Source organism: uncultured Dietzia sp., from assembly GCF_937873725.1.
Lineage (GTDB): Bacteria > Actinomycetota > Actinomycetes > Mycobacteriales > Mycobacteriaceae > Dietzia.
Genome location: NZ_CALMYY010000035.1, coordinates 15416 through 27677, shown reverse-complemented (window position 1 = coordinate 27677; position 12262 = coordinate 15416). Strand labels below are relative to the sequence as shown.

7 protein-coding genes are annotated in these 12262 nt (G+C 72.9%); all 7 read right to left on the bottom strand.

The window, feature by feature from the left end:
• Positions 1–205: 205 nt before the first annotated feature.
• The 7 genes from Q0444_RS02945 to Q0444_RS02915 all read right to left on the bottom strand — a co-directional run bounded on the left by Q0444_RS02945 (position 206) and on the right by Q0444_RS02915 (position 12224).
• Positions 206–3535 (bottom strand): arabinosyltransferase domain-containing protein, encoded by a 3330-nt coding sequence (locus tag Q0444_RS02945; protein WP_291084259.1) that lies wholly within the window; start codon positions 3533–3535, stop codon positions 206–208.
• 22 nt (positions 3536–3557) lie between these two features.
• Complete coding sequence (locus tag Q0444_RS02940; RefSeq protein ID WP_291084262.1) at positions 3558–6983, bottom strand: arabinosyltransferase domain-containing protein; 3426 nt, start codon at positions 6981–6983, stop codon at positions 3558–3560.
• Between the two features lie 4 nt (positions 6984–6987).
• Positions 6988–8958: an arabinofuranosyltransferase gene (locus Q0444_RS02935; RefSeq protein WP_299021259.1), complete on the bottom strand. Its 1971-nt coding sequence runs from the start codon at positions 8956–8958 to the stop codon at positions 6988–6990.
• A gap of 2 nt (positions 8959–8960) precedes the next feature.
• Positions 8961–9722: a decaprenylphospho-beta-D-erythro-pentofuranosid-2-ulose 2-reductase gene (locus Q0444_RS02930; protein WP_291084268.1), complete on the bottom strand. Its 762-nt coding sequence runs from the start codon at positions 9720–9722 to the stop codon at positions 8961–8963.
• Between the two features lie 30 nt (positions 9723–9752).
• Positions 9753–10103 carry a VOC family protein gene (locus Q0444_RS02925; RefSeq protein ID WP_291084270.1) on the bottom strand — a complete coding sequence of 117 codons (351 nt, stop codon included), beginning with the start codon at positions 10101–10103 and terminating at the stop codon, positions 9753–9755.
• A 40-nt stretch (positions 10104–10143) separates the two neighbouring features.
• Positions 10144–10647: a hypothetical protein gene (locus Q0444_RS02920; protein ID WP_291084273.1), complete on the bottom strand. Its 504-nt coding sequence runs from the start codon at positions 10645–10647 to the stop codon at positions 10144–10146.
• Between the two features lie 128 nt (positions 10648–10775).
• Positions 10776–12224: an FAD-binding oxidoreductase gene (locus Q0444_RS02915; RefSeq protein ID WP_291084276.1), complete on the bottom strand. Its 1449-nt coding sequence runs from the start codon at positions 12222–12224 to the stop codon at positions 10776–10778.
• Positions 12225–12262 lie beyond the last annotated feature (38 nt).

Below are 12262 nucleotides of genomic sequence, written 5' to 3'. Positions count from 1 at the left end.
TGCGCCACCCCCGGCTTGCGCCTCCCCCGGCTTGCGCCTCCCCCGGCTTGCGCTGGCTGAATGCTCGGAAAACCCGGGGTCGTGCTGGGCGAATGGACCATTCCCCCAGCGCACCCCGGAGGGCCAGCGCACCCCGGAGGGCCAGCGCACGCCGGAGGGCCAGCGCACGCTGGAGGGCGGCGCACGCCGGCGGGGCGGCGGCGTCCTAGGCCTCCGGGTCGGTCACCAGGATCGGCCCCTCGGGCTTCCACCACCCCCAGCGGGTCGCGGTCGCGGTCGTCACCTGCGCCGGCGTGGGCGGATCGACCTGGTAGGTCCCGAGCGGGGTGTACGCCTCGATCGAGCCCCAGTCGCGGTTCCAGTCGTGGCGCAGGTACGAGGGGATCGTCCGCGCACGCTGCGCGGTCTCGATCCACCCGAGCGGACCACCGGACTCGTAGGACTGCCAGGTGCTCGTCGCGCTGACGGCCAGCGGGCGATCCGGGAGGATCCGGAACTCCGGGAGCTCGGCGACGCCCGCGTAGTGGGAGAACGGCCGCTGGCACGGGAACTGCAGGCTCACCGCCCAGTCCAGCAGGACGGGCGCCTCCGAACCGACCAGCTCCTGGAGCGTGACGAGCTCGGGCGCGCGCGGCGGGGTGATGGCGGCCCACTGGTCGGGGGTCAGGTCGCCGTCGTCGACCCGGATCCGCATGACGTCCGCGTCGGCGGGCACATCCTTCATGTCGACCCGGAGGTTCCGCCACGTCGGGGCGGGGCCGATGTCGAACGGGGTGACGGGGGCGCCGACCGGGTCCGCGTTCGGGCCGCCGGTCGCGCGACCGAACTCCACGACGACCTCCTGCCCGTATTTGTACAGGCCGTCGGCGTCGTACCGGCCGATCCGGCCCGCGGCGGAGATCACCAGGAGCGGGTGCGTCTCGCGGTTCTCGGGCAGCCGGTACCAGCCGGTCTCCAGGTTGGCCTCGCGCTGCGGGCCCACGAAGAACGACCCGAGCACCGGGGTGGTGGCCGGATCGAGCCCGAAGGGCAGGGCGACCGTCGAGGAGTTGACACCTTCCGTGCCGCGGCCGCCGCCGGTGCCCGCGCTCTCGCCAGTGTTGACCGAGGGGCCGCCGCCGGGTTCCTGCGTGGTGTTGGCGGCACCCGGGTCGCCGACGACCGCGTCCGCGGACAGGTCGGGCGCGACGCCGTTCGGGGAGAACCCGGTGTTCTCGCCGGCGTCGAGCGCGGCCGCCCTGGCGGCGGGGTCGATCGACCCGTCCGGCCTCGGGGTGGCGGCGAGCGGGGTGAGCATGCCGTCATTGGCGTCCGGCTCCACCAGGACGCGGTCGGCGAGCATGCAGGGGTTCCCGGCGAGGGCGGAGAGGTTGCCCGCACTCACCGTGTAGGCGGGGTACTGCTTGAGGACGCCCTTGGCGAAGGAGGCCAGGGAGAACACGACGAGCAGGCCCGCGACCACGGCGATCGGAGCCGCGGCGACGGTGCGCATGCGCCGGCGCCCCTCTGACGTCCTGGGGGCCTGGGTCCCGGTGTAGTCCTGCCGGAGGTGCTGCCAGGCGGCGTACGCGAACGTCAGCACCGCGAGCGCCAGCAGCACGGTGGCGGCATCGATCCCGCGGACGCTGGGCGCCTTGTCCCACCAGGGGATGCCGTAGCTCGACACGTACCACCAGCCGTTGGGTCCGGCGAAGGCCAGGGCGAGCACCACGAGGATCACGCCGAGGAACACCGTGCGGTTGCGCGCCGAGCGGACGGCGGAGGCGGAGATCGCCATCGCGCCGAGCGCGGCGATGGCGGCGCCGATCCCCGCGTAGACACCGAAGTGGTGGGTCCACTTGGTAGGGGAGAACATCATGAAGAACGCGGTGCCCACCACCACGCCGACCAGTCGCCAGACGGGGCCCGAGGCCGCACCCGGGACCTTGCCCCGGCGCAGCAGGGTGCCGATGACCATGATGAGGCACAGCATGACCAGGAGGACCGGCAGGCGGCGCGACAGCGACCCGTCGACCGTCGGGATCATGAGGTAGTAGTAGCGGACGAACTCCTCGAACCAGTTGAGGTTGGGTCCGATCGCGCCCCGGACCCGGATCGCCTCGAGCACCGAGGCCAGGGACTGGATGCCGAAGACGCTGATGAGCACCATCGTCCCGGACGCCAGCACGGGCGCGACGAGCGCGAGGCGGGACCCGACCTCGCGCCCGCGCACCACCACCGTGCGCAGGACCGGCCGCAGTCCCATGATGAGCGCGGCCACGGCCATCAGGCCGGTGGGGCCGGTGGCCAGGGAGAACGAGGCGATGATCACCGCGACCGCGAACGGCAACATCCGCCGGGTGGCGATCGCCCGCTCCACCGAGGTCCAGGTGAGCAGCGCGCCGAGCGCGATCACGGGCTCGGGCCGCAACCCGTTGTTGAAGGCCATCCAGAACGCCAGGAACACGGCGGCGGCGCTCCACACCACCACCGGGGTGGTGCGCGCGGCGCGGCCGAGGCGGGGCAGGACCTCCCGGCTGATGACCAGCCAGCACAGGATCGCGGCGATGAGGGCGGGCAGGCGCATCCACGGGCTCGCGGTGGACACGTGCGAGAACAGCGTCAGCAGGTCGTAGTAGGGGGAGCCGAACGGGGACTCGGGCACCCCGTACCAGCGGTAGTAGTTGGCCATGTACCCGGCGGGATCGGCGGCCCGGGCCATGGAGAGGATGTAGCCGTCGTCGGAGGTGTTGCCACCGACGAAGTGCCACACCCCGAGCGTGCCGATCACGGCCACGTCGGGCAGCCGGATCCTGAACCAGCCCCGGGGCAGGAAGCGGCGGGAGCGCCTGCCGTCGGTCTGGTCGAGCCCGTGCAGGGCCCACAGGGCCACCGCGGTGGCGAGCAGGCCGACCACGATCGCCGCCCACTTCAGGGCGGTGGGCTCGGTGGTGAAACGGGAGTCGACCTCGACCACCACGTCGAGCCCCTCGGGCGCGACCGTGTCGGAGGGCAGGTCGGTGTAGACGCCCACCACCATGGGCCGCAGGTCCTCGGCGTCGACGCGACGAGCCGCGCCGTCGATGCCCTCGAAGTCCGCCTCGACGTAGGTGGGGGCTGCGACCACGCGGAGCTGCGTGCAGTCGCCGGCCGCCACGGCGTCCCGAGGGGCGGAGACGATCACCCGGTTGCGGGAGACCACGTCCACGGTGTCCTCGGAGGCGCGGACGAACAGCGCCCGGTCGCCGGCCTCCTCGCCGCCGGCCGGGGCGGTGGACAGCAGGATCCCGCCGTCGGCCGGCAGGTCCCCGACCAGGCGGCACGGGACGGTGGCGGTGAACCGCTGCGGGGAGTGCGCCATCAACGGCGCGGTCACCGAGTTGACCGACCCGTTCTGCGGCCACTGGACCGTGGAGGTGGTCTGGGAGACCGGCAGGAACGGCAGGGAGAGGAAGCACAGGGTGCCCAGGAGGCCGCTGACGATGGCGACGAGGCGGAGCCTCGCGACACGGGCGTCGGCGGCGACCGGGCCGGAGGCTGCGGTGGAGTCTGACACGACGCCCGATTCTAGGCGACGATCAGTCGATCGGACCCGGTGTGGTCCAGCCCCACCTCACGGAACTGCCTCGGACGAGGTCCGCGGGGACCGCCCCGGGGTCGAGTGGCTCGAATCGCTGGAGCGAACCCCAGTCCCGGGACCAGTCGTGATCGAGGTAGGTCGGGACGGTCACGGCCTCCAGCGTCTGGGTGGTCCACAGGAGCGGGCCCCCGCCCGCCGCGCTCTGCCACCAGTTGGCGGCGGCCGAGGATTCGCGGTCGGCCAGGATCCGGTACGCGGGGATCTCGGCGACACCACCGTTGTGCACGAACGGGCGCTGACAGGGGAAGGCCAGGGCGACCACCCAGTCGATCAGCACCGGGTTGGTGTGGCCCACGACCTCGTCCAGGGTCCGCAGCCGCGGGTTCCGCGGCGGGGTCACGGCCAGCCACCAGTCGGGGTCGAGATTGGCGTCGCCGGCCACCACGCGCACGACCTCGGCGTCCTCCGGGATGTTCTCGAGGGGGATCCGGAGGTTGCGCCACGCGGGGGCCGGGCCGATGTCGAGGGGGGTCATGGATCCCATGACCTCGAGGTCGGTGGGGCCCGAGGCCCCGACCCGTCCGGGGCGCCCGTACTCGATCCGGAGGTCGCCCGGGCCGATGCGGCCGGCGGCGGCCATGACCAGCAGCGGGCGGTTGGGGCTGCGGGCGGGGAGGCGGTACCAGGCGGAGGTGAGCTCGGCGGCCACCTGCGGCCCGCGCCGGTAGGACCCGAGGACCGGGGTGGTGTCGGGGTCGAGGCCGAAGGGGAGGGCGACGGTGGAGCCGTTGACGGTGACGGCGCCCCGGCCGCCGGTGGTGCCCGCGTCGACCCCGTCCTCGGGGTCGCGTTCGCCGGTCTCCGACTGGGCGAGGGAGCCGGAGGGCTCCGCGCTGTCGACGGTGATCGAGTCGGGCAGGCCGTTGGGGGCGAAGCCGTTGACCGCCCCGGCGCCGAGGGAGATCTCCGGCCCGGCGCCGATGGCGCTGAGCAGGCCGTCGTTGGAGTCCTCCTCGACCAGGACCGAGTCGGCCAGCGAGCACGGCTCCCCCGCGAGGGCCCGCATGTTGGCGCGTCCGACCGTGTAGGCGGGGGTCTGGACGAACACCGCGGTGACGGCGGAGACGAGCTCGAAGATCACCACCGAGAACGCCACCACCGTCAGCGGGGCACCGTCGATGCCCGGGCCGCGACCCGAATCGGCCCGGCGCCGGTCGCGCGTGCGCGCGGCGGGGGTGTCGGTGTCCGTGCGGCGGAAGGGCAGGAGGCGGGAGAGTCGGCGCGATGCCGCACCGTCGGGCGAGTCGGGGAGGATCCCGGCGTGGATGAGCCCGGCGATCAGCAGGCACCCGAAGCCGCCGATGAACGCGAGGTACTGGACCTGGACGCCCAGCACCTCGGGGAACGAGTCGGAGAAGGGGATGCCGTAGTCGGAGACGTACCACCAGGTGTTGTCGGTGGCGGTGGACAGGCCCACGACGAGGCACAGCGCGGCCCCGACCAGCCAGCGACTCCGCCGGAGCGAGACGGTCGAGGACCGGAGGGCGATCACGGCGAGGACCGCCAGCGCCCCGGCCAGCCCGGCGAAGACCCCGAAGTGGTGGGTCCATTTGGTCGGGGTGAACACCAGGAACAGCAGCGAGCCGGCGATCACGCCGATCAGCCGGCGGGACGGGCCGGCGGCCGCACCGGGGATGCGGCCCCGGCGCAACATCACGGCCGTGACCAGCGCGAGGCACATGAGCATGAGCAGCACCGGGAACCGCCGCGCCACCCCGCCGTCGGCGGACACCCCGAACAACGCCTCCCAGCGGTCCTTCTCCCCGTACCAGGGCAGGCTGGGGCCGAGCTCGGTGCGGATGCGGGTGGCCTCGAGGACCGTGGCCAGCGTCTGGTCGGCGAACACCGTGTACAGCAGGGCGAGCCCGACCGCCAGCACCGGGCCGAGGATCGGCGCCCAGCCGATCACCAGCGCCCGCCTGCGGACCATGCGAATGAACTCGCGGGCACCGGCGGCCAGCGCCGCCACGCACATGAGGCCGGTGGGCCCGGCGCCGAGGGAGAACGCGGCCACCCCGATCGCGGCGACGCCCGGCACGAGCCGGCGGGTGGCGATCGATCTCTCGACCAGCGACCACGTGAGCAGGGCGCCGAGCGCGATGATCGGCTCGGGCCGCAGCCCGTTGTTGAACGCCATCCAGAAGGCCAGGAACACGGCGGCGCCGGTCCAGCGCGGCCGGCGCCAGGTCCGGGCGAGCCGACCCAGCCGCGGGACCACCTCCCGGCTGATGATGAGCCACGACAGGATCCCGCACAGCAGGGTCGGCAGACGCATCCACGGGCTCGCGGTGGACACCTCGGCGAACACCCGCAGGATCTCGTAGTACCACCCCACCGGCGACTCGGGGGAACCCAGCCAGCGGAAGTAGTTGGACATGTACCCGCTGGGTCCGGCGGACCGGGCCATGGTGAGCAGGTAGCCGTCGTCCGAGGTGTTGGCACCCACCAGGTGCCAGAAGCCCAGGACCCCGATCACCACCCCGTCGACACCCGACAACCGGGTCCACGAGCGGGGCACGAACCGGCGGTCGGAGCGGCCGTCGATCCCGTCGAGCCGGTGCAGGAGGAGGACCGAGGCGATGGTCGCCAGGACGCCCAGCACCATGAGGACCAGCTTGAGGGCCGTGGGGCTGGAGGAGTAGCGGGAGTCGACGGTGACCTCCACCGTCGCCGCGCCCAGCCCGTCCGGCGCGGTGGCCGGGGTGAGGTCGGTGAACACGCCCGTGACCTGCGGTCGCATGGTGCCGGGGAGGGCGGCGCGGACCGGGTCCTCCGAGTCCGCGGAGTCGGTGTCCACGGTGTCGGGGTCCGCGGTGTCGGGGTCAGCGAGCCCGGTCAGCTCGGCCAGCAGGATCCCGGTCTCGGCGCGCACGTGCAGCGACTCGCAGTCCGGGTCGCGCAGCGTGGACAGCGGCACCGAGAGCAGGGTGAGGTTGCGGACCACCACCTCGATCGCGGGCTCGGCGGCGGCACCCGTGGACCGCTGCACCACGAGCCCGTCGGATATCCGCCCCGGCGCCCCCTCGGGCAGCGTCGAGAACACGACGGTGTTCGGGGGAACCTCCGCGAGCGGGGCGCAGGGGGCGGTGATCGTGAGGTCTAGCGGGCGGCCGGAGACGAGCGGTGCCGTGACGGAGGTGAAGTCCGGTCCCGCGGACCACCGCACCTCGGTCGTGTCCTGGTGGACGGGCAGGAACCCCGCGAGGACCGCCAGGAACGCGCCGAGGAACCCGGTGATCACCGCCAGCCGGCGGTCCCGGTCCATCCCCGGGTAGGGGTGCAGCCCGAGAGGTCGCTCACCGCCCGGGCGCGAGCCCGCCTCGTCGTCGTCGCCGGTCGCGGTTCCCGCCCCCCGCGTCGTCACCGCCTCATCCCCGCACCACGATCACGGCAAACGGGCCCACGTCGTGGACCTCGAAGTGGGGGCCGTCCACGGCCCCGGCGGGGATGGTGACGCCGAAGCGCCGGACGTTGGGGTCGTTGGGGTAGGTGTCCTCGGCCAGGCGCAGCGCGTACCCGGAACCGGAGGGGCGGGCGAGGATCGCGTCCGGGCGGCGCCACGGGGTCTCGGACATCAGGGCGAAGAGCTCGTCGCCGCTGGAGGCGTCCTCCCAGCCGAGCATGGCCTCGTTGCGCTCGGCGTACCGCCCGAGGGGGTTGGCGTAGTGGCTGGTGACGGCCTGGTAGGCCAGGTAGGGGTGGTAGGCCAGGAACGCGTCGGCGGTGCTGACGACGACGAGGTCGGTCCGGTCGCGGCCCGGGAACGCCTCCAGGATGACCCGGTCGACCTCCGCGTAGTGGGACTCCGGCCCGGGCGGGTAGCGGTCCGCGCGCATCCCGTCGCCGTCGGTGTCAGTGTAGGCCAGCCGGATCTCCTCGTGCAGGTGATCGGGGATGGACTGGGCGTGGGCCAGGCCGGCGATCGTCGCCAGGACGCCCACCACCGCGGCGGCCCGGCGGCGGCGGTCGAGGGCCTCGGCGACCGGTCGCTCCGTCCCGGCCTGGCGCCCGGCGGCGCGGACGGCGAGCCCGGCCAGGTCCGCGAGCGCGAACACCCCGGCCACCGCGAGCAGCAGGATGAGCACCGGCTCGAGCCGGAATCCCAGCATGGTGGTGCCGAGCACGGTCACGGCCATGGAGGCCAGGCACCACAGGTAGACGGCCACCACGCCCAGGCCCAGGGCCTGGGCCCGACGGGAGGTCCGCGCGCGGGCGACGATCCACACCAGGCCCGCCAGGCACACCCAGCCGGTGAGGCCGCCGGCCGCCATGGGCAGCGGGAGGCGGGCGCCGGAGTCGGGGAGGTAGTGCAGCGCGGTGCCGGAGTCGGCCGGGGCGCCCCGGAGCGAGGCGATCAGATAGGGCGCCCACACGATCAGTGCGATGGCGCTCGAGCCGACCCCGATCGCCGCGAGCCGGGCGGCGGGAAGCCACAGTGGTAACGACGACCGCGGGAACGGGCCCGGACCGGCGCTCCCGCCCCGTCGGCGGAGCAGCGCGCCGACGGTGGCGACCGCCGCCATGAGCACCACCGTCCCCGCCGCGAGGCCCGTGTACAGCGTGTACGTGCTGGCGGAGGCCCCGAGGAAGAGGGTCGTGGCCACGGTCGCGCCGCGGCCTCCGTGGCGGGTGGTCGGGGCCACCGCGTGCCAGGCGAGGATCAGGACGGGCGGGAGGAACAGCGCCACCACCGCGCCGTAGGGCTCCGGGCTGGCGTAGGCCAACATGAGGGAGGTCGAGACGACGCCGACGACCGCTCCGAGGTCGGTGCGCAGCAGGCGGGTCCACAGCACGGTCACGAGAGCGGCGGCGACGGCCAGCGAGAGGATCGACCACGGCTTGAACGCCGCCCACCCCTCGAGCCCCGTCGCGTTGGCGAACCGCCCGCCCAGCCAGAACCACGCCGACGGGTAGAACGACGGCAGGTCCGCGTAGGCCATGTCCGGCAGGCCGAGCGAGGTGGCCGAGCGGCCGAGGAACTGGGTGCGGAACTCCTGGTCCACGCTCACCCCGTGCAGGTACAGGCGCGAGGCGGCGAGCGGGATCCCCAGCGTGGAGGCCACCAGCAGCGCCGACCCGGTGGGGGCGGCGAGCTTGCCCAGCCGGACCAGCGCGGGCCGGCCGCCGGGACGCTCGCCGGCCCGGGTGCCGAGCACCCCGGCGACGACCAGGGCGAACGCCGCGCTCTGGCCCACCACGGTGAGCGCCCGGAGGACGTTGGAGTTGCCGTAGGCGGGGAAGGAGACGAGGGAGAACCCCACCAGCACGACCGCGGGCACCGCCGCGGCGAGCAGCGCCGCCGCGCCCGCCAGGCCGAGCCCCCGGAGCGCCACCGGCATGCTCAGAAGGGGAGCTTGCGGAAGATCGGGCGCGGCACGAGGGTGAGCACGGCCATGACCCCGCCGAACGCGGCCGGGGCGAAGACCGCGCCCCTGCCCGCACCCGAGTACTTCACCGCGATGCGAGCCACCTCGTCCTTGTTGATGGTCAGCGGCGCCTCCTTGACGTGCGCCGACATGCGGGTGCGGACCTGCCCGGGGCGGATCACCAGGACGTCGACACCGTGCTCGTCGAGCGCGTAGCCCAGACCCGTGTAGAAGGAGTCGAGGCCGGCCTTGGTGGAGCCGTAGACGAAGTTGGAGCGGCGGGCACGCAGCCCGGCGGCCGAGCTCATGGCGATGATCCGGCCGTAGCCCTGCGCCTTCATCCGCTCCGCGAGCAGGACGCCCACCGAGACGGCGCCGGTGTAGTTGATCTGCGCGATCTGCACGGCCTTGCGCTGGTCGGACCAGAGTTCCTCGTTCTCCCCGAGCAGGCCGAACGCCACGATCGCCACGTCCACGTCACCGCCGGAGAAGATCTGCTCGAAGGCGGCCGGGTGGGTGTCGGTGGCGGCGGCGTCGAAGTCGACCACCTCGACGGCGGTCGCCCCGGCGGCCGTCATCTCGGCGCGCGCGTCCTCGACCCCCGGGTCGCCGGGCAGGCAGGCCAGCACCACGCGCATCGGGCCCTGCTGGAGGTACTCCCCGCAGATGGCCAGGCCGATCTCGGAGGTGCCTCCGAGCAGTAGCAGGGTCTGTGGGACTCCGACGGCGTTGATCATGGGCAGGAGTCTACCGAGGGGGTCCGACGGTCAACCCTTCAGCGGGCTGTAGAAGACCAGTCCGTTCCCGGAGACGTCGTACACCACCGCCCTGCGCTCGTGCGCGTCGTCGGACGGGGGCCGGAGGATCGCCCCGCCGGCCGCCTCGACCGCGGCGGCCGCCGCGTCGACGTCCGCTGTCTTGATGCCCACCACCACCTGGCCGGGGATGGGATGGTCGACCGCGGTCGCCAGCGCCAGGGTCACGGACCCGCCGTCGAGCGCGGCGAAGTGGGTGCCGTCCCGGAACTTCACCGTCATCCCCAGCGACTCGTAGAACGCGATCGAGGCGTCCAGATCCTCGGTGCTGAGCATGATCATCCGGACGTCGTGGTCGGACATGGTCCTGCCTCTCGTGGTGGTGCTTCTCGGGTCGCGGTGGTCACCCGAGCGGCGGGTAGTAGGTGAAGGCGACCTCGATCGTCGACGGATCGTCGTCGAACGTGCAGCGGGAGTAGATGCCGTAGGCGCGCCCGGGGATCAACGACTTCATCCAGGTGAAGCCGGTCCCGGCGGCGACGTGGACCGGCGCATCGACCTCCTTCACGGCCCCGATCTGCGAGTCGGCGACGTCCACGACGAACCTGGCCAGGGGCGGGATGCCCGCCGCCGCGGTGGCAGCCTGCTGCATCAACTGGACGGCCCCGGGGTCCGCATGCTTGAACTCGCAGTGTTGGCCCGACCTGGTCCGGTTGGTGTACGTGACCGGCATCGCCTTGCCGCTCGGCACCCAGGTGAGGGTCGAGGGCCCGCCGATGACGGCGGAGGGCAGGGCCTCCAGGCTGTCGGTGATCGGGTCGGCGCCCGCCACGCCCGCCCCCGCGCAGGCGAGCGTGACGGCGGCTGCGGCGGCCACAGCGAGAGCGGACGTGGTGCGACGGATCATGGCGTTCTCCGAGGGCAGATCGGGCGACCCGCGCCGCCCGGAGGTGGTCCCATTGTGCGCCGGTCCACCAACGATGTAAAGACGCTTATCCGTGCCGTTAGATGGGCGGGAGGCGGGATCGCGGCGGGTCAGAGCAGCTCGAGGCGGCGGCCCATGTCGGAGACGAACACCCCGTTGGGGTCGATTCCCCGGCGGGTCGAGATCCACGAGTCGATCTCCGGGTACATCGCGTGGAAACGCTCGGCCGGGACCCGCGAGTCCTTGGCCGTGTAGAGCCGGCCGCCCATCGACATGACCTTGGCGTCGAGCTCGTTGACGAACGCGTTGAGCCGGTCGTTGATGGGGAAGTCGACGCACACGTTCCAGCCCTCCAGCGGGAAGGACAGCGGGGCCTGGTTGCCGGGGCCGAAGAGCTTGAACACGTTGAGGAACGAGTAGTGGCCCGAGCGCTGGATGTCGCCGATGATCTCCTTGAACCCGTCGACCGCGCCGGGCGGGACGATGAACTGGTACTGCAGGAAACCGTGCGATCCGTACGCCCGGTTCCACTCGCCGAAGAGATCGAGCATGTGATAGAAGGCCGGCAGCGTCTTGATCTGGTTCCTCGAGGTGCCGCCCAGGCGGTAGTAGACCTCGCCGATGGGGCCGAAGGTGTACTTGTTGGCCAACCCGTTGGGGAACACGTCCGGGAACGTGACCAGGGGCTTGGCGTTCATCGCCAGCGGGTCCCTGGCGAGCTTGGGGGCGTACTCCTCGAGCTGCGCCAGCGTGGCGAGGGACCCGCGGGAGACCGCGGCCCGGCCGAGCTTCGGCGGCGCGCTGATCGCGTCGAACCACGCGGAGGAGTAGGTGTACTTCGACTCGGAGCCGTCGGTGTGCAGGGCGATGGTCTCGTCGAGGGAGGCCGTCTGATCGGAGTCCGCGAGGAAGAAGGCCGTCTCGGTGCGGGTCATGGCGATCCACACCTTGAGGATGATGCCGGTGAGGCCGTTGCCGCCCACGGTGGCCCAGAACAGGGTGCCCTCCGGGTCGTCGGACGTCCCGCCGGGCTCCAGGGTGAGGACCCGGCCGTCCGCGACGAGCAGTTCCATCCGGGAGACGTGGTTGCCGAAGGACCCGGCCGAGTGGTGGTTCTTGCCGTGGATGTCGTGGCCGATCGCGCCGCCGACGGTCACCTGACGCGTGCCCGGCAGCACCGGCACCCACAGCCCGAACGGCAGCGCGGCCCGCATGAGCTGGTCGAGGTTGACGCCGGCGTCGACCACCGCGAGCGCCTTCTCCGCACTGAGCTCGTGGATGCGGTTGAAGCGACTCATGTCCACGACGAGCCCGCCGGAGTTCTGGGCGCTGTCGCCGTACGAGCGACCGAGCCCCCGGGCCACCACGCCGCGCCGCAGGTGCGCGGGGCTGGAGGCGTTGGCGTCGTTCACCGCGGCGACGGCGGCGGCGATCTCCTCCACCGAGCGTGGGGTGAGCACGTGGCTCATGGCCGGCGAGGTGCGTCCCCAGCCGGTGAGGCGCTTGAGTTCGGTGTCCAGCGAGGACGGGGCCGGGGCGGAGTTCTGGGCGGTGCTCACGCAGTCGAGGTTACCGCCCCGGGCCCGCCGGCCGACGA

What these genes read in the sequence shown, in the direction of transcription:
- Q0444_RS02935 (WP_299021259.1), bottom strand. Translation starts at nt 8,958, where the DNA reads ATGCCGGTGGCGCTCCGGGGGCTCGGCCTGGCGGGCGCGGCGGCGCTG.
- Q0444_RS02930 (WP_291084268.1), bottom strand. Translation starts at nt 9,722, where the DNA reads ATGATCAACGCCGTCGGAGTCCCACAGACCCTGCTACTGCTCGGAGGC.
- Q0444_RS02925 (WP_291084270.1), bottom strand. Translation starts at nt 10,103, where the DNA reads ATGTCCGACCACGACGTCCGGATGATCATGCTCAGCACCGAGGATCTG.
- Q0444_RS02920 (WP_291084273.1), bottom strand. Translation starts at nt 10,647, where the DNA reads ATGATCCGTCGCACCACGTCCGCTCTCGCTGTGGCCGCCGCAGCCGCC.